Source organism: Massilia horti (assembly GCF_004614195.1).
Taxonomy (GTDB): domain Bacteria; phylum Pseudomonadota; class Gammaproteobacteria; order Burkholderiales; family Burkholderiaceae_D; genus Telluria; species Telluria horti.
Genome location: NZ_SPUM01000126.1, coordinates 13,156 through 37,684 on the forward strand (window position 1 = coordinate 13,156; position 24,529 = coordinate 37,684).

Sequence of the window (24,529 nt, forward strand, 5' to 3'; positions counted from 1 at the left end):
CCCTGCCTTTTCTTGCTAAACTGCGCACTTGAGCCCCCATCCTTGAGGCTTCAACCATCAAAGGGTATTGCATGCAATCTCCTCTACTCTGGGATATCAGTCCGACGATCTCGGCTGATCTCCCGGTCTGGCCCGGCGACACCCCGTTCGCGGCCAGCCCCACCTGGACCATCGGCGGCGGCTGCCCGGTCCACGTCAGCCGCATGACCATGACCACCCATCTTGGCGCACACACCGACGCGCCCTCGCACTACGACCCGCAAGGCGCCGCCATTGACGCCGTCGACCTGACACCCTATCTCGGTCCGTGCCGCGTCATCCACTGCATCGGCGCACGCCTTGTCGAGGCGCGCCACATCGCGGCGCAGCTCGAGAAGGTCCCGCCGCGCGTGCTGCTGCGCACCTACGAACGCGCACCACAAGCTGGCTGGGACAGCTCCTTCCCTGCCATTTCATCCGAGGCGATCGAACTGTTGGCCAGCCATGGCGTGATCCTGGTCGGCACCGACGCCGCCTCGCTCGACCCGCAGGATTCCAAGACGCTCGACGCCCACCACGCCGTGCGCGCCAACCGCATGGCCATCCTCGAAGGCGTCGTGCTCGATGCCGTGCCACCGGGAGACTATGAACTGATCGCCCTGCCCTTGAAGCTGTCCGGCATGGATGCAAGTCCGGTGCGGGCGGTGTTGCGGCCGTTGCCTGCAAGGGAGGCCGCGTGAGGGACCACATCGCAAGCCGCGGGCACTGCCTGGAGCTCGACGCGGCCGACCCGCTGGCGCACCTGAAGTGCGAGTTCGCGCTGCCGCAAGGCGTGATCTACCTGGACGGCAATTCGCTGGGCGCGCGTCCCCGCGCCGCACTGGCGCGCGCGCAGGAAGTGATCGGGCACGAATGGGGACAGGACCTGATTTGCAGCTGGAACAAGGCCGGCTGGTTCGACATGCCCAAGCGCCTGGGCGACCGCCTGGCGCCGCTGATCGGCGCGCGCCCCGGCGAGGTCGTCGTCACCGATACCACATCGCTGAACCTGTTCAAGGCGCTGGCTGGCGCCCTGCGCATGCAGGCGGAGGGTCCGGGTGGACACCGCCGGGTGATCGTCACCGAGCGCAGCAACTTCCCAACCGATATCTACATTGCGCAGGGATTGAGCGAGTGGATGGACCGCGGCTATACGCTGCGGCTCGTCGATTCTGTCGACGAACTGCCAGCCGCGGTCGACGAGCAGTGCGCGGTGCTGATGCTCACCCATGTCAACTACCGCACCGGCTACCAGCACGACATGGCCGCGCTGACCCGCCACGCGCACGACAACGGTGCGCTGGCCGTCTGGGACCTGGCCCATTCCGCCGGCGCGCTGCCGGTCGACCTGCATGGGGCGCAAGCCGACTTCGCCGTCGGCTGCACCTACAAATACCTGAACGGCGGGCCCGGCTCACCCGCCTTCATCTGGGTGCCGCAACGCCACCAGGCACGATTCACCCAGCCGGTGACCGGATGGTGGGGCCACGCTGCGCCGTTCGCGATGTCGCCCGGGTTCGAGCCAGTCGAAGGTATCGGCCGCGCCATGTGTGGCACCCAGCCGGTGGTCTCGCTGGCGATGGTCGAATGCGGCCTCGACGTGTTCGAAAAGACCGACATGCAGTCGGTACGTGCCAAGTCGCTTGCCCTCACCGACCTGTTCATCGAGCTGGTCGAGTCGCGCTGCACCGGCCATCCACTGCAACTGGTCACGCCGCGCGACCACGCCCGGCGCGGCAGCCAGGTCAGCTTTACGCACCCGCACGGCTACGCGGTCATGCAGGCGCTGATCGCGCGCGGCGTGATCGGCGACTACCGGGAGCCGCACATCATGCGCTTCGGCTTCACGCCGCTCTACACCAGCTTTGCCGACGTCTGGGACGCGGTCGAGATCCTGAAGGACATCCTCGACCGCCGGGATTACGATATCAACGCGGCCAGAAGCGCCGTCACCTGAATGCACGCCATGAACCCCAACGACAAACAAGACGCAGATTGGCACGGCGCCAGGATGGACTTCAAGGAGTCCATGAGCTACGGCGACTATTTGGGCCTGGACCAGATCCTCACCGCGCAGCATCCGCTCTCGCCCAACCATAACGAGATGCTGTTCATCGTCCAGCACCAGACCACCGAGCTGTGGATGAAGCTGATGCTGCACGAACTGCAGGCGGTACGCACGGGCATCCGCGAAGGCGAGCTGCCGCCGGCATTCAAGATGCTGGCTCGGGTGGCGCGCATCATGGACCAGCTGGTGCATGCGTGGGACGTGCTGGCGACGATGACGCCGCCCGAATATTCGGCGATCCGGCCCTATCTTGGCGCGTCGTCGGGCTTCCAGTCATTCCAGTACCGGGAGCTGGAATTCATCCTCGGGAACAAGAACCGTGCCCTGCTCGCGGTGCACGAAAAGACACCCGCGGCGCACGCGGCGCTGGAGCGCGAACTGCACGCGCCCTCGGTCTACGACGAAGCGGTGATGCTGCTGGCGCGCAGCGGTTTTGACATCAACCCCGAGCGGCTTAACGCCGACTGGACGCAGCCGACCCGGTCCGACGAATCGGTCAAGGCGGCCTGGCTGGCGGTCTACCAGGACCCGGAACACCACTGGGCGCTGTACGAACTGGCCGAGAAGCTGGTCGACATGGAGACCTCGTTCCGGTTCTGGCGCTTCCGCCACGTGACGACGGTCGAACGGATCATCGGGTTCAAGACCGGCACCGGCGGCACGGCAGGCGTGAGTTACCTGCGCAAGATGCTCGACGTGGTCCTGTTCCCTGAACTGTTCGCGTTGCGCACGGCACTCTGACCACATGGAGGAATGATGAATTGCGACGTACTGATCCTCGCAGGGCTGTGGAACTCGGGGCCGCAGCACTGGCAAACCCACTGGGAGCGCAAGCACCCCGAGTTCAAGCGCGTGCCTCATCGTGACTGGAACAATCCGCAATGCGGCGAGTGGGTCGCCGAGCTCGATGCGCAGATCGCCGACTGCCAGGGCGCACCGATTTTGGTCGCGCACAGCCTCGGCTGCACACTGGTTGCGCAGTGGGCCAATTCGGGCTCGCCCTTGAAGGTCGCGGGCGCCTTCCTTGTCGCACCGAGCGACCCGGAAGCGCCGGGGTATCCGGCCGAGGCGTGCGGCTTTGCGCCGGTGCCGATGCAAAAGCTGCCGTTTCCGAGCGTTGTGGTGAGCAGCGCCAACGACCAGTACGTGACGCGGGAACGGGCAAGCGCGTTCGCCCAGGCGTGGGGCAGCAGGCTGGTTGAAATCGGCGATGCTGGCCACATCAACGGCGACAGCGGCTATGGCGAATGGCCGGAGGGTGAGAAGATGCTGTGGGAGTTTTGCGCGCAGCTGCCGAAGACCTAGAAGCGAGTCTGATCGTACGGCTTGCCCGGATGCGTAGGGGGCGCGCGGCCGGCGAGGACCTGTGCGCACGCGGTCATCGCATGCTGACCTGCGGCTGCTTATGTTACGCAGCGTTCGCAAACGACTTTGGAAGCAAACTCTGTGCAACCGTACAGCGTGCGCACGGGTGCGCACCCTACGGAGGCGTAGGGTGCGTGCGCGTCGGGCAGGACCTTTTTTTACTTAACCGTCGCCAGCAGCATTTCGTTCAGGCGCTTCACAAAGCCTGCCGGGTCGGACAGGTTGCCGCCTTCGGCCAGCATCGCCTGGTCGAACAAAATGTGCGACCAGTCCCCGAAACGCGGGCTCGCCGGATCCTCGTACTTGAGGCGCTGCACCAGCGGGTGGTTCGGGTTGATCTCCAGGATGGGCTTGCTTTCCGGCGCGTTCTGGCCCGCGGCCTTGAGCATGCGCACCAGGTTGGCCGACAGCTCGTGTTCGTCCGCCACCAGGCAGGCCGGCGACTCGGTCAGGCGGAAGGTCACGCGCACGTCCTTGGCCTTATCAAGCAGCGCGCCCTTCATCTTCTCGACCAGCTCCTTGTACGAGCTTTCGGTCTCGGCGTGCTCCTTCTTCTCGGCCTCGTCCTCCAGCGCGCCCAGGTCCAGGTCGCCCTTGGCCACCGACACCAGTTCCTTGCCGTCGAACTCGTTCAGGAACGACAGCATCCATTCGTCGACGCGGTCGGTCAGCAGCAGCACTTCGACGCCCTTCTTCTGGAAGATTTCCAGGTGCGGGCTGTTCCTGGCCGCGTTGTAGCTTTCGGCGGTGACGTAGAAGATCTTGGTCTGGCCTTCCTTCATCCGGCCGACGTAGTCCGCGAACGAGACGTTCTGGTCAGCCGAATCGTTCTTGCTCGACGCGAAGCGCAGCAGCTTGGCGATGCGGTCCTTGTTGGTCGCGTCCTCGCCGATGCCTTCCTTGAGCACCTGGCCGAACTCGCGCCAGAAGGTGGTGTACTTGTCCTTGTTTTCCTGCTCTTCCGAATTGGCCAGCTCTTCCAGCATGCCCAGCACGCGCTTGGTCGAGCCTTCGCGGATCAGGCGCACGTCGCGCGACTCCTGCAGGATCTCGCGCGAGACGTTCAGCGGCAGGTCGTTCGAGTCGATCACGCCCTTGATGAAGCGCAGGTAGGTCGGCATCAGCTGCTCGGCGTCGTCCATGATGAACACGCGGCGCACGTACAGCTTGATGCCGCCGCGCTTGTTGCGGTCCCACAGGTCGAACGGCGCGTGGGTCGGCACGTACAGCAGTTGGGTGTATTCGCTGCGGCCCTCGACGCGATTGTGCGTGTAGGTCAGCGGCGGCTGGAAGTCGTGCGAGACGTGCTTGTAGAACTCCTCGTACTGCTCCTTGGTGATGTCGTTCTTGCTGCGCGCCCACAGCGCGCTCGCCTGGTTGACGGTCTCCCACTCGTCCTTGAGCACCGTCTCCTTCTTCTCCTCGTCCCACTCCTCCTTTTGCATCAGGATCGGGATCGAGATGTGGTCGGAGTACTTGCGGATGATGGACTTGAGCTTCCACGACGACAGCAGTTCTTCCTCGCCGGCGCGCAGGTGCAGGATCACGTCGGTCCCGCGGCCGGGCTTTTCGATCGATTCGACGCTGTATTCGCCTTCGCCGCCCGACTCCCAGCGCACGCCTTCGGATGCGAATGCGCCGGCGCGGCGGGTGTTGACGATCACCTTGTCGGCCACAATGAAGGCCGAGTAGAAGCCGACGCCAAACTGGCCGATCAGGGCCGCGTCGGCCTGCTGGTCACCCGACAGCTTCGAGAAGAATTCCTTGGTGCCCGACTTGGCAATCGTACCCAGGTGCGAGATCACCTCATCGCGGCTCATGCCGATGCCGTTGTCCGAAATGGTGATGGTTTTCGCATCCTTGTCGAACAGGACCTTGATGCGCAGTTCGTTGTCGTCGCCGTACAGGGCGTCGTTGTTGATGGCTTCGAAACGCAGCTTGTCGGCGGCGTCGGACGCGTTCGAAATCAGTTCACGTAGGAAAATCTCCTTGTTCGAATACAAGGAGTGGATCATCAGGTGAAGGAGTTGTTTAACTTCTGCCTGGAAGCCAAGGGTTTCTTTTTCGACAACAGCCATACTGGTCCTCATGGTCTGGGTTAAGCGGATTGCTGCAATATAGGGTTGGCAAGAACCTTTTCAAGAGGGTTTTTATACAATAAATTATTTTTACAGCAATAAGGGCCACCCGGCGGCCGAAACAGGCGGCCGCTGGGCCCAAAGAGGGTTTTTACGAGGCAACGCGCGGATCACGCCGGGGCGTGCGACGAGGGATGCGTGAGGTTATCTTTTATCCAGTTGATCAGCCCGCCCTCCAAGATCAGTTGCACTTGGCGGGGCGACATCACGTGCCGCATCCGGAATTGTTGCTTGCGCGTGAGGTTTTCGACAGTCAGTTCGTGCCCGTGCTCGAGGGCATGCCGCAATCCGCTCAGCCGCAACACATCGCCCTGTTCGATCGCGTCGTACTCGCTTGGCTCCAGAAAGTACAATGGCATGACGCCAAAATTGATCAGGTTCTGCGCATGAATCCGCGCAAAACCTTTCGCCAGCACGGCGCGCAAGCCCAGGTATTCCGGGCCGAGCGCCGCGTGTTCGCGGCTCGATCCTTGTCCGTAATTGGCGCCGCCCACGACGAAATGCCCCCTGGCCTGTTTGAGCGCGCGCTGGGCATAAGTTGAATCGATCACGTCGAAACAGAAATTGGCGATTCTCGGGATATTGCTGCGATATGGCAGCGCCCGCAAACCTGCTGGCATGATCTCGTCGGTGGAAATATTGTCGCCAACCTTGAGCAGCACGGGCAATTCCAACACATCGGGCAGCGGCTCGACGACCGGCAGCGACACAATGTTTGGCCCCTTGACCAGTTCAACCTTCCGCGCTTCTTCCGGCGGCAGCGGAGCGACGAACATCTCGCGGTTGATAATTGGGTCATTCGGTTCCTTGATGTGCGGGTAGCTGATGCCAAGCGTGCGTGGATCGGTGATTTTTCCGGTGAGCGCGGATGCGGCCGCGGTTTCGGGGCTGACCAGGCACACCTTGTCTTCACGCGTGCCGGATCTACCGGGGAAATTACGCGGTACCGTACGCAAGGACAATTCATGCGTCGCCGGTGCCTGCCCCATGCCGATGCAGCCATTACATCCGGCCTGGTGCAGGCGCGCGCCTGCGTGCACCAGGCTTTCGATGTGCCCGTCGCGCATCAGCGTTTCCAGTAATGCTCGCGACGTGGGGTTGATATCGAACGACACCCGCTCTGGAATGCGCCGTCCGCGCACCATCATCGCCGGCATGGCGAAATCGCGATACCCCGGATTGGCCGACGAGCCAATGTAAGCCTGGTAAATCTGCTGCCCCGCGACTTCGCGCACCGGCTTAACGTTGCCGGGGCTGGAAGGCATGGCGATGAGCGGTTCGAGACTGGACAAATCGATTTCCTCGTTCACGTCATAGGTCGCGCCAGGATCGGCAAGCAATTCCGTCCAATCCTGCTCACGCTGCCATGCGCGCAAAAAGCGCCGTACCTCCTGGTCGGAAGGGAAAACGGTGGTCGTGGCCCCTAATTCGGCGCCCATGTTGGCAATCACATGCCGGTCCATGGCGGAAAGCGAATCGAGCCCCGGTCCGTAGTATTCGATGATCCGCCCCAGCCCTCCCTGTACACCGTGGCGACGCAACATCTCGAGAATGACATCCTTGGCGCTCACCCATTCCGGCAGGTGGCCGGTGAGCTTCACTCCCCAAATCTGCGGCATTTTTGTAAAGAACGGTTGGCCCGCCATCGCCATCGCCACATCGATGCCGCCGGTCCCAATGGCGAGCATGCCGATCGAGCCAGCGGACGGCGTGTGGCTGTCGGAGCCGAGCAAGGTCTTGCCCGGCTTGCCAAAATTCTCCTGATGGCAAGGATGGCTCACGCCGTTACCGGGGCGCGAATACCACAAGCCGAATCGCCGGCAGGCGCTGCGCAGAAAAAGGTGATCGTCGGGATTCTTGTAGTCCTCCTGGATCAGGCTGTGATCGATGTACTGGACGCTCAATTCCGTGTGCACCCGATCCAGACCCATCGCTTCCAACTCCAGCATCACCAGCGTTCCGGTGGCATCCTGGGTGAGCGTCTGATCGATACGAATGCCGATCTCTTTGCCCGGCACCATGCTGCCCTGAACCAGATGTGACTGGATCAGTTTCTGAGCCACATTCATACTCATGGTTTTACTCTCATCGCAAAAATACGATTGAAGGAATTAAAGCCAAAGCAGATCAAGTGGATGGCCCTTTTGCGCATGCTTTTTCTCGAATCAGGTTTCCCTTTCAATTGAAAGGCGCGCAGTCTCCATCACATACATGCCGGGCGCAGCCATGAGCACCGGGTAACCTTCATCCGGCGCTCCCATGCGCGGAGGCGGGCAGGCCAAGTCGCCCGATCGCGCCGCAAGCCACGACTCCCACGCGGGCCACCAGGAACCGTCGCGCAATTCGGTGCGCGCGTGAAAGTCATCTGCCTGCAGATATTTCTCGCTTGGTTGCCGGGTATGGATTTGATAGGCGTAGCGATCCTGGCCAGGCGGGTTGACCACACCCACGTTATGACCGCCGGTCGTCAGCGCGAACGTCACCTCGGTCCGGGTCACCCGGTTGATCTTGTAGACCGATTTCCACGGCGCGATGTGATCGCGCACCGTGCCGACGGCGAAAATGGGAATGCGAATATCCAGTAGCATCACCGGTTCGCCATCGATCTCGAAACGGCCCTGGGTCAGGTCGTTGTTGAGGTAAAAATGCCGCAGGTACTCGCTGTGCATGCGATACGGCATATTGGTCGCATCGGCATTCCAGGCCATCAGGTCGAACATCTTGCGCGGTTCGCCCAGCAGGTATTCCCGCACATAGCGCGACCAGATCAAGTCGATCGAATGCAGGAAGAAGAACACTTCTCGCATGCGCACACCACTGAAATAGCCCTGTTCCCACATGACGTCTTCCAGGTAGGCGACCTGGCTGGGATCGATGAACAAACCCAGTTCGCCCGGTTCCGAAAAATCCGTCAGCGATGCAAACAAAGTCATGCTTTGGAGCCGCGCATCATCCACCCGCGCCATCTGTGCTGCGGCCACAGTGAGCAAGGTGCCGCCAAGGCAGTAGCCGACGCCGTGGACCTTTTGACCGGGAATAATCGTTCCGACTGCATCCAATGCCGCCATCACGCCGTGGCGGCGATAGTCGTCGAAATGGACATCGCGCTCTTCCGGCCCCGGATTTTTCCAGGAAACCATGAACACCGTGTAGCCCCGATCGACCAGATACTTGACCAGTGAATCGTCCGGCTGCAAGTCGAGGATGTAGTACTTCATGATCCACGCTGGCACGATCAGGACCGGCTGCGGCCTGACCTGGCTGGTACTGGACTCATATTGGATCAATTCCATCAGGTGATTGCGGTACACCACCTTGCCCGGCGTGATGGCCAGTTCCTTGCCGACGGTATAGGCTTCGGTGCCGCGCGGCGACTCTCCGCGCAGGAAACGGCTGACATCTTCCGTAAATGCGTGAATGCCGCGCTGCAGGTTGCGTCCGTGTTCCTCGATGGTCGCACTGATGACTTCTGGGTTCGTCAGCAGAAAGTTGGATGGCGACATCACGTCCAGCGTTTGCCGGATCAAGAAACTCACCAGGCTCTCGTGATGCGGATGCATGCCGCGTATGCCATGCGTGGCCCATTGCCACCCCTGCTCCTGCAACAGAAACGCCTGGTACAGAAAGTTGAATGGCCATTGGTGCCATTTGTCGTCGAGAAATCGATGATCGAACGGCAACGGCTCGACACAAGGATCAGGGTGTTCCCCCAGCAGTTCACGGGCAGTCCAATGGGCCAGGCGCAGGCACGAGTCGGCCGTCTTGAGCACCAGGTCGCCATGTTTTGCCGCATACATCGCGAAATGCACATACCAATCGGTGAAGGCCAACGCCAGCGACCCTGGGGAAAGCGGTTGAATCGTCCAGGCCAGCAACGCGTGGCGCAGGCGATCGGCGGGATGTGCTGGGTGCGAATCGAAAGCAGCAATCAGATTTTGCAACATGACGAGTTTCTCGGCAGTCACATTGGCGGCAAGCCAACTGAGATATAAACGATAGCACGATCGATGCAAGGCCGGGATACGGATCGGAAGCCGGATCGCGAAGGCCATGCTGGTCATTGCTGGCACCGTATCGGCCGACCACGGTAGGATATGAGACCGAAGGATCCAGATAAATCACTGATCAACCAACAGGAAACCTATGCAGCTTCCCACCCTTGCCGAACTCGATGCCGCCGCGCAGCTGGTCTACGCCGCCGTCCCGCCCACGCCGCAATATACGTGGCCACTACTGAACGACGCACTCGGCGTCGAAACCTGGGTCAAGCACGAAAACCACACGCCAACCGGCGCCTTCAAGGTACGCGGCGGCCTGGTCTACCTGGACCGGCTGGTGCAGCGCCAACCCGATACCCGTGGCGTGATCGCGGCCACGCGCGGCAACCACGGCCAGTCGCTGGCCTTTGGCGCCCGGCGGCACGGCCTGTCGGCCACGATTGTCGTCCCGCACGGCAATAGCCAGGAAAAGAACGCGGCGATGCGCGCGCTCGGGGCGCGGCTGATCGAACACGGCCAGGACTTCCAGGAAAGCCGGGAGCATGCGCAGGCGTTGGCACAGCGCGAGGGCCTGCACATGGTGCCATCGTTTCATGACGACCTCGTGGCCGGTGTCGCCAGTTACTGGCTGGAACTGTTCCGCGCCCAGCCCGAACTGGACCTGGTGCTGGTGCCGATCGGGCAAGGCTCGGGCATTTGCGGCGCCATCGCGGCCAGGCAGGCGCTTGGGCTGCGCACCCGCATCATCGGCGTGGTGTCACAGCACGCGCCGGCCTACCGCCTGTCGTTCGACGCCAGGCGCAGCATCGACGCGCCGGTATCGACGCTGCTGGCCGACGGCCTGGCCTGCCGCGTGCCCGACCCGGATTCGCTGGCCGCCGTGTTCGAGCACGTGGACGAGGTGCTCGCCGTCAGTGATGACGAGGTGGCGGCCGCCATGCGGCTGTATTACACCAGTACCCACAACCTGGCCGAGGGCGCCGGCGCCGCCGCACTGGCCGGCGCGCTGCAACTGCGCGCGGCCAGACGGCTGCAGGCCCGACGCCTCGGTCTGCCGCTGACCGGCGGGAACGTGGACGCGGCACTATTCCGGCAGGTTTTGCAAGCCGGTTGATCATGCCTGAACTGCGTGTGCAATATCCCAGCGCAGTCTGGCAAGTCGTACAATAGCTGTTTTTCACCGCAACCTGGAAATCCCATGTCCGTCTACGACAAACTCAAAGAACTGAACATCACCCTGGCCGCGCCGGCGACCCCGGCCGCCGCCTATGTCATGTACGTGCAGACCGGCAACCTGGTCTTCCTTTCGGGACACATTGCCAAGAATCCGGACGGCAATCCGAACACCGGCACCCTGGGCAAGGACAAGACCACGGCGCAAGGCCAGGAAGCGGCGCGCTCGGTCGCGATCGACCTGATCGGCACGCTGCAGGAAGCCTGCGGCGGCGACCTGAACCGCGTCAAGCGCATCGTCAAGGTGATGAGCCTGGTCGCCTCGACGCCCGAGTTCAACGAGCAGCACCTGGTCACCAACGGCTGCTCGGAACTGCTGGGCGAGGTGTTCGGCGATGCCGGCAAGCACGCCCGTTCGGCGTTCGGTGTGCCGGCCCTGCCGCGCGGCGCCTGTGTCGAGATCGAAATGATTGTCGAAGTCGCCTGATCGCAGTACGCATTACAGCAGTACGTTGTACCCAATGGGGCGGGCCTACCCGGCCTTGCCCTTCGCAAAGTCCACTTACCCAGTGTGGCTTATAATGGCCCAGCACCCCAGCGGTCCCTTCCTGTGAGATTAGTATGAAAATTGAAAATCCAAACCCGATCCAGTGGCAATTTTCAGAGCGCGCCCAGCAGCTGCAAAGCTCGGCGATCCGCGAAATCCTGAAAATTACCCAGCGTCCTGAAATCATTTCGTTTGCCGGCGGCCTGCCCTCGCCCGCCACCTTCCCTGTGGAACGCATGAAAGAGGCGTTCGACAAGGTCCTGACCGACAACGGCAAGGTGGCGCTGCAGTACGGCCCGACCGACGGCTATGCGCCGCTGCGGGAATGGATTGCCAATTACCTGTCCACCAACGGCTCCAAAATCGTTCCGGAACAAATCTTGATGGTGTCCGGTTCGCAGCAAGCGCTCGACCTGCTGGGCAAGGTGCTGATCGACGAAGGCAGCCGCGTGCTGGTCGAAACCCCAAGCTACCTGGGCGCGCTGCAGGCGTTCTCGGTGTACCGTCCCGAATTCCAGTCGGTCGCCACCGACGAACACGGGCTGGTGCCCTCTTCGATCCCGGCGCTGGCCCAGGGCGCGCGCCTGCTGTATGCGCTGCCCAATTTCCAGAACCCGACCGGCCGCACCCTGCCGGTCGAGCGCCGCATTGAACTGGTCGAGACCTGTGCCCGCCTGGGCCTGCCGCTGATCGAGGACGATCCCTACGGCGCCCTGTCGTACAAGGGCGAGCCGATGCCCAAGCTGGTGGCAATGAACCCGGACGGCGTGATCTACATGGGCTCGTTCTCGAAAGTGCTCACGCCGGGCATCCGCCTGGGCTACGTGTGCGCGCCGCTGCCGCTGGTGCGCCGCCTGGAGCTGGCCAAGCAGGCCGCCGACCTGCACACCGCGCAGCTGACGCAGATGGTGGTGCACGAGGTGGTCAAGGACGGCTTCCTGGAGCGCCACATCCCGACCATCCGCACCCTGTACAGCAACCAGTGCCAGGTGATGCTCGACGCCATGGCCGAGCACTTCCCGGCCGGCACCAGCTGGACCCGCCCGGAAGGCGGCATGTTCATCTGGGTGACCCTGCCCAAGCACATCAACGCCATGCAGCTGCTCGACCAGGCGCTGGCCGCGCGCGTGGCCTTCGTGCCCGGCGCCCCGTTCTACGCCAACGAGCCGGAGACCAACACGCTGCGCCTGTCGTTCGTGACGGTGCCGCCTGAGCGCATCCGCGAAGGCATTGCGATCCTTGGCAAGCTGATCAAGGACGCGCTGTAAACCACCCCCTGCGGGCGCCGCTCAGGCGCCCGCACGCATCCCTCGCCCATTGACTGGCGGTCGACATTCCCGGAAAACCATCCGGTTGCAGGCGTACAACAGCTTTCCTTGGACTAAAAGCAACAAAAGTTACCGCGAGAGATTTCGTCGCGGTATCATTTTGGATGCCAAACACGACCGCCCCCACAAGGCCGAGCATGAGCCACCCCAGTTCCGCGCCAGCCGCCCCGGCGCGCCAGGCCGCCATCCTGATCGTCGACGATGCGCCAATCAACCTCGGCGCATTGCACGCGCTGCTGCAGCAACAGGGTTACCAGACCTTTGTTGCCACCTCCGCCGAGCGGGCGCTCGAGCTCGCCCAACGGGTGCGCCCCGATCTGATCCTGCTCGACATCGTGATGCCCGGCATGGACGGCATGGAGGCATGCCGGCGCCTGAAGGCCGATCCCAATACCGCGGCAATCCCCATCATTTTCATGAGCGTGCGCGACGAGGAGGACGACATCGTGGCCGGGTTCGACCTGGGCGCGGTCGACTACATGCCCAAGCCGCTGCACATGGCCGAGGTGTGCGTGCGGGTGCGCGCGCGGCTGCAGGCGGCGCACGCCGGCCAGGCGGCGCTGGTCGATCCGCTCACCAGGATCGCCAACCGCCGCCACTTCGACAGCGTGCTGGCCAAGGAGTGGCAGCGCGCGGCCCGCAACGGCGCCCCGCTGTCGCTGATCGTGCTCGACGTCGACCACTTCAAGCTGTACAACGACGCGCTCGGCCATGCCGCCGGCGACGCCGCCCTGCAGCAGGTGGCGGCGGCGCTGCAGTCGCACGCACTGCGCCCGACCGACCTGTCGGCGCGCTACGGCGGCGAGGAATTCGTGCTGCTGTTCGCCGAAACGGAGCTGGACAATGCCATGCGCATCGCCGAGGCGATCCGCGAGCACGTCGAAGGACTGCATTTGCCCAACCCGGGCGTATCCGGCTCGGCCGTGATCACGGTCAGCATCGGCGTGGCGAGCATCGTCCCGTCGCAACTGGACGCAGTCGAGACCCTGTTCCTGGCGGCCGACCGCGCCATGTATGAGGCCAAGGCGGCCGGCCGCAATCGCGTGCACGCCAGCGCGCCCCGCGAAACGGCGCGCGCCGACTCGGTCATGCGGCTTTACTAGTCCCGCCCGGGCGGCACTTCGAGCCTTCTAGTTGCCGCCCTGGCGCTTGCCCCGATGGCGCAGCCGTGCCAGGTCGTCCAGCGCAGGCACGATCGCCAATGCGCACAGCAGCGCGGCCAATGGCAGCGTGGACAGGTAGCCAACCTGCTTGAACCCGATCGCGCCCACGACCCCGCCGGCAAAAAACGACAACAGCAGAGCGGACAGCAGGCGCAGCCGGTCATGGTTGGCAGCGACCCTGGGCTGGCCCGGATCGGCGTTCCAGTACAGCAGCTTGCCCAGCTCAATGCCGATGTCGGTAACGATGCCTGTCATGTGCGTGGTGCGGATCTCGGCGTGCGACAGTTTGGTGATAACCGCGTTCTGCAGGCCCATGATGAAGCACAGGAGCATGACGGTGAGCGGAACGAACAGCCCCTCGATCCTGGCCAGGCGCGCGCCCAGCACGCCGAAGCCGAGCAACAGGACCGCCTCGAACAGCAGCGGCAGCGCATATTCGCTGTACAGCCGCTGGCGGCGCATGTAATTGATCATCAGCGCAGTGCAGGCGGCACCGGCCACGAACGACAGGATCGCGCCGGCGCCTTCCAGCACCGTGGCGTAGCCACCCAGGGCCAGGTTGTCCGCCATCGCCGACACGATGCCGGTCATGTGCGAGGTGTACTGCTGGACCGCGAGAAAGCCGCCGGCGTTGGTGGCCCCGGCCACGAAAGCGAGGGCAAGGCCAAGGTGGCGGTTGGCGATGGATGTTCTGCGATGCCCGGTCAGGCTTCGCGCATAGTTGATCGGCACGACTGGCGCTCCGGATGGGTGGACTGCTGCTGCTGCCATCTTACTGCAAATCCACTGATCCGGCTGCGCCCGAGCCTGCGGCATCGGATGGAGGAGCTATAATACTGGCACTATTCGCCATGCGCTAACCGGTACCGTCGTGAATCCAAACCTCGAGAAACTGCATCCCTACCCGTTCGAAAAGCTGCGTCAATTGTTCTCCGGCGTCGTGCCCAATCCCGACTATGCCCACATCAGCCTGGGCATCGGCGAGCCGAAACATGCGACTCCCGCCTTCATCGAAAAGGCGCTGACGCACAGCGTAACGGGGCTGGCGCACTATCCGAGCACGCACGGCAGCGAACCGCTGCGCGCCGCGATCGCCGGCTGGATCGAGCGCCGCTACGCCGTCCCGCCCCTGGACCCGGCGGCCATGGTGCTACCGGTGAACGGCTCGCGCGAGGCGCTGTTCGGCTTTGCCCAGTGCGTGATCGACCCGTCCAAAGGTGCGCCGCTGGTGGTGTGCCCGAACCCGTTCTACCAGATCTACGAAGGCGCGGCCTACCTGGCCGGCGCCGAACCCTACTTCGTCAACTCCGACCCGTCGCGCAATTTCGCCTGCGATTACGCGGGCGTGCCGCCCGAGGTATGGTCGCGCGTGCAGCTGCTGTACGTCTGCTCACCCGGCAACCCGACCGGCGCGATCCTGTCGATGGACGACTGGCGGTTTCTATTCGAGCTGTCGGACCGCTACGGTTTCGTGATCGCCTCGGATGAGTGCTATTCCGAGATCTACCACGGCTCGGCGCCGCCGCTGGGCGCGCTCGAAGCGGCGCACCAGGCGGGGCGCAGCGGCGGAGCACACCCGTACCGCAACCTGGTCGTGTTTTCGAGCCTGTCCAAGCGTTCGAACGTACCTGGCATGCGCTCCGGTTTTGTCGCCGGCGACCCGGAAGTGATGAAGAAATTCCTGCTGTACCGTACCTACTGCGGCGGCGCGATGTCGCCGCCCGTGCAGGCGGCGTCGATCGCAGCCTGGAACGACGAACACCACGTGCAGGAAAACCGCGCGCTGTACAAAGAAAAGTTCAAGCTCATCACGCCGCTGCTCAAGCAGGTGATGGACGTCGAACTGCCGGACGCCGGCTTTTACCTGTGGGCCGACGTGCGCCGCACCGGCCTGTCGGACACCGAGTTCGCGCGCAGCCTGTACGCGGCCTGTAACGTGACGGTCCTGCCCGGCAGCTACCTGGCGCGCGAAGCGCACGGGGCCAATCCGGGCCACAACCGCATCCGCATGGCGCTGGTGGCTGAAGTCGACGAAGGCCTGGAGGCGGCCAACCGCATCGTCCAGTTCTGCAAAACCATCGCCGCCCGCGCCCGCGCACACTGATTTTCAACCCAAGACCATCATGACTCAACAACTCCAAACCATCATCGACACCGCGTGGGAACAGCGCGCCGACATCAGCCCGACCAGCGCCAGCGCCGAAGTGCGCGACGCGGTCGCCCACGTCCTTGCCGGCCTTGACGACGGCAGCCTGCGCGTGGCGCAGAAAGACAGCGGCAGCTGGGTAGTCAATCAATGGATCAAGAAGGCAGTGCTGATGTCGTTCCGCCTGGAGAACAATCAAGTAATGGCTGGCGGCGGCCTCGGCGGCAGCCCCCAGTTCTACGACAAGGTGCCGACCAAGTTCGCCAACTACACCGCAGAAGACTTCGCGCGCGGGGGCTTTCGTGTGGTGCCGCCGGCGGTGGCACGCCGCGGCAGCTTCATCGGCAAGAATGTGGTGCTGATGCCGTCCTACGTGAACATCGGCGCCTACGTCGACGAAGGCACGATGGTCGATACCTGGGCCACCGTCGGCTCGTGCGCGCAGATCGGCAAAAACGTGCACCTGTCGGGCGGCGTGGGCATCGGCGGCGTGCTGGAGCCGATGCAGGCCAATCCGACCATCATCGAGGACAACTGCTTCATCGGCGCGCGTTCGGAGATCGTCGAAGGCGTGATCGTCGAGGAGAACTCGGTGATCTCGATGGGCGTGTACATCGGCCAGTCGACCAAGATCTATAACCGCGAGACCGGCGAAGTGACCTACGGCCGTGTGCCGGCTGGTTCGGTGGTGGTGTCGGGCAGCCTGCCCTCGAGCGACGGCAAGTACAGCCTGTACTGCGCGGTGATCGTCAAGCAGGTGGACGCCAAGACGCGCGCCAAGACCGGCATCAACGAGCTCTTGCGCGGGTTCTGATTGTCAAGGCGCGGCTGCGATGAGCGGCTGCGCCACGTGTGAGGAAGGATCGTAGGGTGCGCACTCCGTGCGCACGCGGACGCAAACTCTGCACAACCGTACCGCGTGCGCACGGGTGCGCACCCTACGCGCGACGGCACTAAGAAGAAGGAGACGATGAGATGGCAATGGACCGGCTGTTCCAGCTGATGAAGGAAAAAAACGCGTCGGACATGTTCATCGCGGTCAATTCGCCCGTCCACATCAAGATCAACGGGAACCTCATCCCGATCAACCAGCACAAGCTGGAGCCGGAAAACATCCAGTCGCTGCTGTCCGAAATCTGCACACCCGAGCAACTCGCGGAACTCGAGCGCGAGAACGAACTGAACATGGGTATCCCGGTGCCCAACCTGGGGCGCTTCCGCCTGTCCGCATTCCGCCAGCGCGGCAGCATTTCGGCGGTGCTGCGCTTTGTGCCGGCAAACATCCCGCCGCTGGCCGACCTCGGCCTGCCGCCCGTGCTTTCCGAGCTGATCATGGAAAAGCGCGGCCTGCTGCTCATCGTCGGCGCGACCGGCTCGGGCAAGTCGACCACGATCGCCTCGATGCTGGACCACCGCAACGAACAGCGCAGCGGCCACATCCTCACGCTCGAAGACCCGATCGAGTACCTGTTCAAGAACAAGAAGTCGATCGTCAACCAGCGCGAGATCGGCACCGACGCGGCCAGCTTCGAGACCGCGTTGAAAAACTCGATGCGCCAGGCGCCGGACTGCATCCTGATCGGCGAAATCCGCGACAAGGAAGCGATGGCGGCGGCGCTGGCCTATGCCCAATCGGGCCACCTGGTGCTGGCCACCCTGCATGCGAACAACAGCTACAACGCGCTCAACCGCATCATCAGCTTCTATCCGGTCGAAAACCGCGCGGCGCTGCTGCAAGACCTGGCATCGAGCGTCAAGGCGATCGTTTCGCAGCGGCTGGTCAAGTCCGCGGCCGGCGGGCGGCGCCAGGCGGCGGTCGAAGTCATGCTCAACACCCGCTACATCACCGACCTTATCGAAAAAGGCGAGATCGGCCAGATCAAGGACGCCATGGACAAGAGCCTGTCGCCCGGTTCGCAGTCGTTCGAGGCGGCGCTGCTCAAGCTGGTCAAGGATGGCCTGGTGGCGCAGGACGAGGCGCTGGCCAACGCGGATTCGGCCACCAACCTGCTCTGGCTGCTCAACAACGGACCGGGCACCCAGGCACAGGAGGAGACCAAGCCGGAGCAAGAGCCGGCCGGTCCGTCATTTACCGAGTTCACCCTCGATACCTGAGCCGGGCTGCCCGTAGACCGGCCCCAGGTCCAGCCCCTCGATGCGCACCTTGGTCGTGAAATCGAATGGTATGAAGGTGAGCCGGATATTGCGCTTTTTGGCGACGAACACGATCGCGCCGATCGGAATGATCTCGAACATGCCCGTGCTGCGCATCTCGGCCCAATAGCGTCCGCCCTCGCGGGTGATCCACAACACATCGCCATTGGACAGCCGGTAGGAACCGTAGATTTCCGCCATTTCGGTTGGCGACAGGTAGTAGCCCGTCCCGGCGTCGCAGCCGGGGAGCGACGACAGCAATGCCAAACTGGACAGCACCAACGCGGCGATGCGCATGACGGCCTCCATTTGAAATTGAACGGATGTGTTCAACCTAAGACCGCGAACGCCCCGGTCCGGTTCACGACGGCCGCGTTGCTCCTCGACAACGAAGCGTACCGCTCACCGGAGGCGCAGGGTGCGTCACCTGTGCGCACGCGGTGCAAAGCGTGCTGGCGCTGGCGTTGCCGCGGTCCAAGCAAGCGGTGACCGCGGGAAAAGAGGGTCAGACCCTAATTCTTGTGCAACAAATTGCCCGATAATTGGGGTCTGACCCCACCGCAGATCACGCAGCAGTCAGAATTCGAAGCGGAAAAGAGGGTCAGACCCTATTTTTTTTGCAACAAAATGCTCAACCCCAAACGTGGGGTCAGACCCTAATTCTTGTGCACTAATTCTTGTGCAACAAATTGCTCGATAATTAGGGTCTGACCCCCATTGCAGAGGTCTAACCCCATTGCAGAGGTTTTGTTTGCATGTCACCAATATGACAACATGCGGCCCGCCCAGCCGGCCAAGGGTACAATCGGCCAGCAAGGATGCCCTTGTGCTATCCTCGCGCGTTTCCCGTTCACTAGCGCACGGCGCCGCGCGCCGGCCCCTCACCTACTCATGAATCGAACCCTTTACGGCATTCCCAACTGCGACACTGTGAAAAAAGCCCGGACCTGGCTGGCCGATCAAGGCCACGCCTTCGACTTTCACGACTTCAAAAAGCAAGGCCTGGCGCGCGAACTGGCGGCCGGCTGGCTCGAGCAGCTGGACTGGGAAGTGCTGGTCAACCGCAAGGGCATGACCTGGCGTAATCTCACCGACGAGCGGCGCGCGCAGGTGGTCGACAAGGCCAGCGCGCTTGAGCTGATGCTGGAAAATCCGTCGGTGATCAAGCGCCCGGTGTTAGATAACGGCGGCGCGCTGGCGGTCGGCTTTTCGGACGCCCAGTACCGCGGCATCTTCGAGAACCAGGCATGACCTATTCGCGCACGCTGGAGCTGGCCGAGGAGCTGATCGCGCTGCCGTCGGTCACGCCCGACGACAAGGGCTGCCAGCGGCGCCTGGCCGAGCTGCTGGCGCCGCTCGGCTTTGAGTGCGAGACGATCGAGTCGAATGGGGTGACCAATTTGTGGGCGCGGCGTGGCCGACAGGCGCCGCTGTTCGTGTTCGCTGGCCACACCGACGTGGTGCCGACCGGGCCGCGCGAGCAATGGACCTCCGATCCATTCGCGCCCGCCAAACGCGACGGCAAGCTGTACGGGCGCGGCGCATCGGACATGAAGACGTCGCTGGCGGCGATGGTCGTGGCCTGTGAGGAGTTCGTGGCCAGCCACCCGGCGCACCAGGGATCGATCGCCTTTCTGATCACGAGCGACGAGGAAGGCCCGGCCACCAGCGGCACGGTGCTGGTGTGCGAACAGCTTGAAGCACGCGGCGAAAAGCCCGACTTTTGCGTGATCGGCGAGCCGACCTCGGCCCACGTTCTGGGCGATATGATCAAGAACGGCCGCCGCGGTTCGCTCTCCGGCCATCTGGTGGTCAAGGGCGTGCAGGGGCATATCGCCTACCCCCAGCTTGCGCGCAACCCGATCCACCTGGCCGCCCCGGCGCTGGCTATACTCGCCGCCGAGCGCTGGGACGAGGGTAACGAGTACTACCTGCCGACTTCAATGCAGGTGTCGAACATCATTGCTGGCACCGGCGCGACCAACGTGATTCCGGGCGAGCTGACGATCGACTTCAACTTCCGTTTTTCCACTGCCAGCAGCGCGGACTCACTCAAGGCACGCGTACATGCGATCCTGGACCGCCACCAGCTCGACTACGACCTCAAGTGGACGCTTAACGGCCTGCCGTTCCTGACCCCGCGCGGCACCTTGTCCGCGGCGGTCTGCGCGGCGATCCGCGGCGAGACCGGAATCGATGCCGAACTGTCGACCACCGGCGGCACTTCGGACGGACGCTTCATCGCACGCATCTGCCCCCAGGTGATAGAATGCGGGCCGCCGAACGCCAGCATCCACAAGATCGACGAGCACATCGAACTGCGCTTCATCGATCCGCTCAAGAACATCTACCGCCGCACGCTGGAAAACCTCCTGGCGCCCCAATGAGAACAACACCATGAACACCACATCCTTTTCCACCGCGCGCGACCTGCTGCGCTATGCCGTCACCCGCTTTAACTCTGCCAAGCTGTTCTTCGGCCACGGCAGCCTTGAAGCATTCGACGAGGCAGCCTACCTGATCCTGCATACGCTTAAGCTCCCGCTCGACAAGCTCGAGCCGTTCCTCGATGCCCGGCTGCTGCCGGAAGAAGTGCTGCAGGTGCTGGCCGTGATCGAGCGCCGCGCCACCGAGCGGGTGCCGGCCGCGTACATCACCAACGAGGCCTGGCTGGGCGATTATTCGTTCTACGTGGACGAGCGCGTGCTGGTGCCGCGTTCGTTCATCGCCGAGCTGATCCCGCAGCACTTCGCGCCGTGGGTCGTTGACCCGGACAATGTGGAGAACGTGCTGGAGCTGTGCACCGGCTCCGGGTGCCTGGCAATCATGCTGGCCGACGCGTTCCCGAACGCGGTGGTGGATGCGGTCGACATCTCGAAGGATGCGCTGGCGGTGGCCGAGCACAACATCCGCGAATACAAGCTGGAGGGCCGGGTCAACCCGATCGAATCGAACCTGTACGAGAACGTGCCGTTCAAGAAGTACGACCTGATCGTGACCAACCCGCCCTACGTGAACGCCGAATCGATGACCAAGCTGCCGCCGGAGTACCTGCGCGAGCCGCAGATCGCGCTGGCCGGCGGCGTGGATGGCATGGACCTGGTGCGCAAGATCGTCGAGGGCGCGGCCGACTACCTGACGCCGGAAGGCGTGCTGGTGGTCGAGATCGGCAACGAACGCGAACACGCGGAGGCAGCGTTCGGCCATCTTGGCCTGACCTGGCTCACCACCAGCGGCGGCGACGAACAGGTGTTCCTGCTGACCGCCGACCAGCTCCCGAAAGTCAACGCATAAAACCGCCAGAAGCCGCATGATCCGATTTTCCAACGTCAGCCTGATGCGCGGCACCAAGCCGCTGCTGGAAGGCGCCGACCTGACCCTGAACCCGGGCGACAAGATTGGCCTGATCGGCGCCAACGGCGCCGGCAAGTCGAGCCTGTTCGCGATGCTGCGCGGCGAGCTGCACCCCGACCAGGGCGAGATCGACTTTCCCGCCAGGTGGCGCATGGCCTATGTGGCGCAGGAGACGCCGGCGCTCGATCGCGCGGCGCTCGACTACGCGATCGACGGCGACGTCAATCTGCGGCGCCTGCAGGCCGAGCTGGCGCGGCTGGAGGCTGCGCCGCATACGCTTGAGAACGGCATCGCGATCGGCGAAATCCACGCCGCGCTGGCCGACGCCGAAGCCTACACGGTGCAATCGCGCGCCGAACAGCTGCTGCTGGGCCTGGGCTTTTCGCTGCAGCAGATGCAGCAGCCGGTGGCGAGCTTTTCGGGCGGCTGGCGCATGCGCCTGAATCTGGCGCAGGCGCTGATGTGCCCTTCCGACCTGCTGCTGCTAGACGAGCCGACCAACCACCTGGACCTGGACGCGATCATCTGGCTCGAGGACTGGTTGAAGCGCTATGCCGGAACCCTGATCATCATCTCGCACGACCGCGACTTTTTGGACGAGATCGTGAACGTTGTAGTGCACATCGACGAGCGCAAGCTTAAGCGCTACTCCGGCAACTACTCGGCCTTCGAACGCCAGCGCGCGGCGCAGATCGTGCTGGCCCAGGCCGCGTACGAAAAGCAGCAGCGCTCACGTGCGCACCTCGAATCCTTCATCAACCGCTTCAAGGCCAAGGCCACCAAGGCACGCCAGGCCCAGAGCCGGATGAAGGCCCTGGCCAGGATGGAAGAGCTGGCGCCGCTGCGCGCCGCCGCCGAATTCTCGTTCGAGTTCCGCGAGCCGCTGTCGGCGCCCAATCCGCTCCTGGTGATGGAGGACGTGGACGCCGGCTACCCGGTACTCGACGCTCACGGCGATCGGGTGGGCGAGAAGCCGGTCGTCAGGCGCGTGAATTTTTCGCTGCAAAGCGGCCAGCGCATTGGCCTGTTGGGTGTCAACGGCGCCGGCAAGTCGACGCTGATCAAGACCGTGGCCGGAGAGCTCGCGCCATTAAGCGGCACGGCGACCTTCGGCAAGGGGCTGGTGATCGGCTACTTCGCCCAGCACCAGGTCGAGATGCTGCGCCACGACGAATCGCCGCTGTGGCACCTGATGAAACTTGCGCCGGACACGCGCGAGCAGGAGCTGCGCAACTTCCTGGGCGGCTTCAACTTCCCTGGCGATATGGTGACCAGCCCGATCGCGCCGTTCTCCGGCGGCGAAAAGGCGCGCCTGGCGCTGGCGCTGATCGTGTGGCAGCGGCCGAATCTGCTCCTGCTGGACGAGCCGACCAACCACCTGGACCTGGAGACGCGCGAAGCCTTGACGATGGCGCTGGCGCAGTTCGAAGGCACGCTGGTGCTGGTCTCGCACGACCGGCACCTGCTGCGCGCCACCACCGACCAGTTCCTGATCGTGGCCGATGGCCGCCTGCAGCCGTTCGACGGCGACCTGGACGACTACAAGGAGTGGCTGTTTCAGACCAAGCTGGGCAAGGCCGCTCCCCTGACGCCGGCGGCCACCGGCGGCCAGTCGCCCGCTGCCGCTGCGCCGGCGGTCGACCGCAGGGAACAGAAGCGCCTCGAAGCGGAGGAACGCCAGCGCCTGGCCGCGCTGAAAAAGCCGATCGAAAGCCGGATCAAGCGGCTGGAAGAGCAGATGGCCAAGCTGAATGCGAAAAAATCCGAAATCGACGCGCGCCTGTTGGAGCCGTCGCTGTACGAGGCGCATAACAAGGAAGAGCTGAAAAACCTGGTCGCGGATCAGGCGTTTTGTAGCCGCGACCTCGAACAACTCGAGGCCGAGTGGCTTGAGCTGCAGGAGCAGCTGGAGGGGCTGGCGGCCTGATTGGCCCAGGCCCGACGCCTGCCGTAGGGTGCGCACCTGTGCGCACGCGGTCACCGCATGCGGGCTCGCGGCGCCACGGCCACAACGCACCGTTCGCGAACTGCGTGCGCACAGGTGCGCACCCTACGGCGGCCACAATCTCGATCTGATGGTCTCGGTACTTCCCTGCTTTGACGGTCAGGAAGCCGTGCGGCAGGTAGACACCAGCGCCGATAAGCGCGATGCTCATGCGTATCGCGCAAGTGTTGCGCCAGGCCGTATCGAGGATTTTTTCCGAGTGCCCGATCCATCTCCACAGCTCATCGGCCGGGACGTTGAACGGGTCAGGATAGTGCATGCGCAATAACGTGTAGAGGGGCGGTTTCATAGGCATGGTGTCGCTCGTCAAGATCAGGTGCAACAGCCATCCGGCGGGCACGGCCAGCGCGCCTGCCACATTTCCACGATCAGCACCGCAGCGCGCTCCCGCAACTTGACGGGTGGCCGCCGGCGCAGGTAGGCCACTGCGTCTGCGCGCAGGGACTCAGCCGACTGTTTGGGCAGTTTCACGTGACGGCGGTCGGTGTAGCACCACAAGCCACTCTCGGTAGCGTCGTACACGCCTTTGAGGTACTGGATAGCGCCGTTATCGCGCTGCTCTTCGCTGTAAGCTCTCTGGAAGGTTCAAGCCACGTGGCGCGAGCCGGATATGGCCCCGCGCCCGATCGACATCAGGCGGTCGATGTCGACCAGGATCAGGCGCCGTCCGTCGGCGTTGCCCAGCCCCAGCAGGTAGTCGATGCGTTGGCCGCCATTGCCGGCAATCGGCGAAATCTGATCGGCCCGCAGCGTCAGCACGCCGGTCACGCTGTCGACCACCATTCCCATCACGCAGGCCGAGAGCTTGAGGATGATCACGTCGGTCATCGGATCGGGCTGCGCCGGCCTGCCGCTGAAGGCCGCGCGCATGTCGACGATCGGCATGATCACGCCGCGCGACACAGCCACGCCGTCGATGATCTCGCCATCGGACGCAAACCGCTCCAGTGACTTGAGCACGCGCAGTTCCTGGACCTTGTGAAAGTCGAGGCCGTACTCCAGGCCGCCGAGGGTAAAGGCCAGGAATTGGAGTTCGGGGCTGGCTGTCGCAGTTATCTTGGGCATGGGGCAA

21 protein-coding genes and 1 pseudogene are annotated in these 24,529 nt (G+C 63.6%); 15 read left to right on the top strand and 7 right to left on the bottom strand.

What is annotated here, in order from left to right:
• The first annotated feature begins 71 nt into the window (after positions 1-71).
• Genes kynB through E4O92_RS19115 form a run of 4 tightly spaced genes read left to right on the top strand, consistent with a single transcriptional unit; the run spans position 72 to position 3,391 of the window.
• Positions 72-719, top strand: a complete 648-nt coding sequence (gene kynB / locus E4O92_RS19100) for an arylformamidase (protein WP_135191246.1) — start codon at positions 72-74, stop codon at positions 717-719.
• A gap of 8 nt (positions 720-727) precedes the next feature.
• A complete protein-coding gene (kynU, locus tag E4O92_RS19105; protein ID WP_135191267.1) occupies positions 728-1,975 on the top strand; it encodes a kynureninase in 1,248 nt (415 codons plus the stop codon).
• A gap of 9 nt (positions 1,976-1,984) precedes the next feature.
• Positions 1,985-2,827 carry a tryptophan 2,3-dioxygenase gene (kynA, locus tag E4O92_RS19110; RefSeq protein ID WP_135191247.1) on the top strand — a complete coding sequence of 281 codons (843 nt, stop codon included), beginning with the start codon at positions 1,985-1,987 and terminating at the stop codon, positions 2,825-2,827.
• Positions 2,828-2,842: 15 nt separating this feature from the next.
• Positions 2,843-3,391, top strand: a complete 549-nt coding sequence (locus E4O92_RS19115) for an RBBP9/YdeN family alpha/beta hydrolase (RefSeq protein WP_135191248.1) — start codon at positions 2,843-2,845, stop codon at positions 3,389-3,391.
• Positions 3,392-3,609: 218 nt separating this feature from the next.
• On the opposite strand, the gene htpG is transcribed toward E4O92_RS19115, so the two are convergent.
• From htpG to E4O92_RS19130, 3 genes are all read right to left on the bottom strand, one after another.
• A complete protein-coding gene (htpG, locus tag E4O92_RS19120) occupies positions 3,610-5,529 on the bottom strand; it encodes a molecular chaperone HtpG (RefSeq protein WP_135191249.1) in 1,920 nt (639 codons plus the stop codon).
• Between the two features lie 170 nt (positions 5,530-5,699).
• On the bottom strand, positions 5,700-7,664 hold the full coding sequence (locus E4O92_RS19125; RefSeq protein WP_135191250.1) for an aconitate hydratase: 1,965 nt from the start codon (positions 7,662-7,664) through the stop codon (positions 5,700-5,702).
• A gap of 90 nt (positions 7,665-7,754) precedes the next feature.
• Positions 7,755-9,650 (bottom strand): PHA/PHB synthase family protein, encoded by a 1,896-nt coding sequence (locus E4O92_RS19130; protein WP_229483523.1) that lies wholly within the window; start codon positions 9,648-9,650, stop codon positions 7,755-7,757.
• Between the two features lie 82 nt (positions 9,651-9,732).
• Between E4O92_RS19130 and E4O92_RS19135 the strand changes: the two genes are divergently transcribed.
• The 4 genes from E4O92_RS19135 (at position 9,733) to E4O92_RS19150 (ending at position 13,738) form a co-directional block, all read left to right on the top strand.
• Positions 9,733-10,701: a threonine dehydratase gene (locus E4O92_RS19135; protein ID WP_135191251.1), complete on the top strand. Its 969-nt coding sequence runs from the start codon at positions 9,733-9,735 to the stop codon at positions 10,699-10,701.
• 84 nt (positions 10,702-10,785) lie between these two features.
• Positions 10,786-11,247: a RidA family protein gene (locus E4O92_RS19140; protein ID WP_135191252.1), complete on the top strand. Its 462-nt coding sequence runs from the start codon at positions 10,786-10,788 to the stop codon at positions 11,245-11,247.
• Positions 11,248-11,381: 134 nt separating this feature from the next.
• Positions 11,382-12,575: an aminotransferase-like domain-containing protein gene (locus tag E4O92_RS19145; RefSeq protein WP_135191253.1), complete on the top strand. Its 1,194-nt coding sequence runs from the start codon at positions 11,382-11,384 to the stop codon at positions 12,573-12,575.
• A 197-nt stretch (positions 12,576-12,772) separates the two neighbouring features.
• Entirely contained in the window at positions 12,773-13,738 is a 966-nt protein-coding gene (locus E4O92_RS19150; protein WP_135191254.1) for a diguanylate cyclase, read from the top strand.
• Positions 13,739-13,765: 27 nt separating this feature from the next.
• Here the strand turns inward: E4O92_RS19150 and E4O92_RS19155 are convergent, their stop codons facing one another.
• A complete protein-coding gene (locus E4O92_RS19155; RefSeq protein WP_135191269.1) occupies positions 13,766-14,530 on the bottom strand; it encodes a YoaK family protein in 765 nt (254 codons plus the stop codon).
• A 139-nt stretch (positions 14,531-14,669) separates the two neighbouring features.
• Here E4O92_RS19155 and dapC point away from each other — a divergent pair, with 139 nt between their 5' ends.
• The 3 genes from dapC to E4O92_RS19170 all read left to right on the top strand — a co-directional run bounded on the left by dapC (position 14,670) and on the right by E4O92_RS19170 (position 18,059).
• Positions 14,670-15,902: a succinyldiaminopimelate transaminase gene (gene dapC / locus E4O92_RS19160; RefSeq protein WP_135191255.1), complete on the top strand. Its 1,233-nt coding sequence runs from the start codon at positions 14,670-14,672 to the stop codon at positions 15,900-15,902.
• 19 nt (positions 15,903-15,921) lie between these two features.
• Entirely contained in the window at positions 15,922-16,758 is an 837-nt protein-coding gene (gene dapD, locus E4O92_RS19165) for a 2,3,4,5-tetrahydropyridine-2,6-dicarboxylate N-succinyltransferase (protein ID WP_135191256.1), read from the top strand.
• A gap of 161 nt (positions 16,759-16,919) precedes the next feature.
• The gene (locus E4O92_RS19170; protein ID WP_135191257.1) at positions 16,920-18,059 is read left to right on the top strand and encodes a PilT/PilU family type 4a pilus ATPase; all 1,140 of its coding nucleotides are present in this window, start codon (positions 16,920-16,922) and stop codon (positions 18,057-18,059) included.
• Here the strand turns inward: E4O92_RS19170 and E4O92_RS19175 are convergent.
• The gene (locus E4O92_RS19175; protein ID WP_135191258.1) at positions 18,030-18,395 is read right to left on the bottom strand and encodes a hypothetical protein; all 366 of its coding nucleotides are present in this window, start codon (positions 18,393-18,395) and stop codon (positions 18,030-18,032) included. The two genes, E4O92_RS19170 and E4O92_RS19175, sit on opposite strands and share 30 nt — an antisense overlap.
• Positions 18,396-18,989: 594 nt before the next feature.
• Between E4O92_RS19175 and E4O92_RS19180 the strand changes: the two genes are divergently transcribed.
• The 4 genes from E4O92_RS19180 to E4O92_RS19195 are packed head-to-tail and all read left to right on the top strand — an operon-like array spanning position 18,990 to position 23,379.
• Positions 18,990-19,349: an ArsC family reductase gene (locus tag E4O92_RS19180; RefSeq protein ID WP_135191259.1), complete on the top strand. Its 360-nt coding sequence runs from the start codon at positions 18,990-18,992 to the stop codon at positions 19,347-19,349.
• On the top strand, positions 19,346-20,485 hold the full coding sequence (gene dapE / locus E4O92_RS19185; RefSeq protein WP_135191260.1) for a succinyl-diaminopimelate desuccinylase: 1,140 nt from the start codon (positions 19,346-19,348) through the stop codon (positions 20,483-20,485). The genes E4O92_RS19180 and dapE overlap by 4 nt, the downstream gene beginning before the upstream one ends.
• A gap of 10 nt (positions 20,486-20,495) precedes the next feature.
• Positions 20,496-21,392, top strand: coding sequence for a 50S ribosomal protein L3 N(5)-glutamine methyltransferase (gene prmB / locus E4O92_RS19190; RefSeq protein ID WP_135191261.1), 897 nt, complete (start codon positions 20,496-20,498; stop codon positions 21,390-21,392).
• 16 nt (positions 21,393-21,408) lie between these two features.
• Positions 21,409-23,379 (top strand): ATP-binding cassette domain-containing protein, encoded by a 1,971-nt coding sequence (locus tag E4O92_RS19195; protein WP_135191262.1) that lies wholly within the window; start codon positions 21,409-21,411, stop codon positions 23,377-23,379.
• A 390-nt stretch (positions 23,380-23,769) separates the two neighbouring features.
• On the opposite strand, the pseudogene E4O92_RS25510 reads toward E4O92_RS19195, so the two are convergent.
• Positions 23,770-24,009 (bottom strand): annotated as a pseudogene (locus E4O92_RS25510) (Rap1a/Tai family immunity protein); the annotation flags it as partial.
• 33 nt (positions 24,010-24,042) lie between these two features.
• A complete protein-coding gene (locus tag E4O92_RS19200) occupies positions 24,043-24,522 on the bottom strand; it encodes a chemotaxis protein CheW (protein ID WP_135191263.1) in 480 nt (159 codons plus the stop codon).
• Positions 24,523-24,529 lie beyond the last annotated feature (7 nt).

Bases quoted from the DNA above. Each gene is read 5' to 3' on its own strand.
- E4O92_RS19180 (WP_135191259.1), top strand. From the start codon at position 18,990: ATGAATCGAACCCTTTACGGCATTCCCAACTGCGACACTGTGAAAAAA.
- kynB (WP_135191246.1), top strand. From the start codon at position 72: ATGCAATCTCCTCTACTCTGGGATATCAGTCCGACGATCTCGGCTGAT.
- E4O92_RS19195 (WP_135191262.1), top strand. From the start codon at position 21,409: ATGATCCGATTTTCCAACGTCAGCCTGATGCGCGGCACCAAGCCGCTG.
- E4O92_RS19145 (WP_135191253.1), top strand. From the start codon at position 11,382: ATGAAAATTGAAAATCCAAACCCGATCCAGTGGCAATTTTCAGAGCGC.
- E4O92_RS19140 (WP_135191252.1), top strand. From the start codon at position 10,786: ATGTCCGTCTACGACAAACTCAAAGAACTGAACATCACCCTGGCCGCG.
- E4O92_RS19135 (WP_135191251.1), top strand. From the start codon at position 9,733: ATGCAGCTTCCCACCCTTGCCGAACTCGATGCCGCCGCGCAGCTGGTC.
- E4O92_RS19175 (WP_135191258.1), bottom strand. From the start codon at position 18,395: ATGCGCATCGCCGCGTTGGTGCTGTCCAGTTTGGCATTGCTGTCGTCG.
- dapE (WP_135191260.1), top strand. From the start codon at position 19,346: ATGACCTATTCGCGCACGCTGGAGCTGGCCGAGGAGCTGATCGCGCTG.
- htpG (WP_135191249.1), bottom strand. From the start codon at position 5,529: ATGGCTGTTGTCGAAAAAGAAACCCTTGGCTTCCAGGCAGAAGTTAAA.
- dapD (WP_135191256.1), top strand. From the start codon at position 15,922: ATGACTCAACAACTCCAAACCATCATCGACACCGCGTGGGAACAGCGC.
- E4O92_RS19200 (WP_135191263.1), bottom strand. From the start codon at position 24,522: ATGCCCAAGATAACTGCGACAGCCAGCCCCGAACTCCAATTCCTGGCC.
- E4O92_RS19115 (WP_135191248.1), top strand. From the start codon at position 2,843: ATGAATTGCGACGTACTGATCCTCGCAGGGCTGTGGAACTCGGGGCCG.
- E4O92_RS19130 (WP_229483523.1), bottom strand. From the start codon at position 9,650: ATGACCAGCATGGCCTTCGCGATCCGGCTTCCGATCCGTATCCCGGCC.
- prmB (WP_135191261.1), top strand. From the start codon at position 20,496: ATGAACACCACATCCTTTTCCACCGCGCGCGACCTGCTGCGCTATGCC.
- E4O92_RS19150 (WP_135191254.1), top strand. From the start codon at position 12,773: ATGAGCCACCCCAGTTCCGCGCCAGCCGCCCCGGCGCGCCAGGCCGCC.
- kynA (WP_135191247.1), top strand. From the start codon at position 1,985: ATGAACCCCAACGACAAACAAGACGCAGATTGGCACGGCGCCAGGATG.
- E4O92_RS19170 (WP_135191257.1), top strand. From the start codon at position 16,920: ATGGCAATGGACCGGCTGTTCCAGCTGATGAAGGAAAAAAACGCGTCG.
- E4O92_RS19125 (WP_135191250.1), bottom strand. From the start codon at position 7,664: ATGAGTATGAATGTGGCTCAGAAACTGATCCAGTCACATCTGGTTCAG.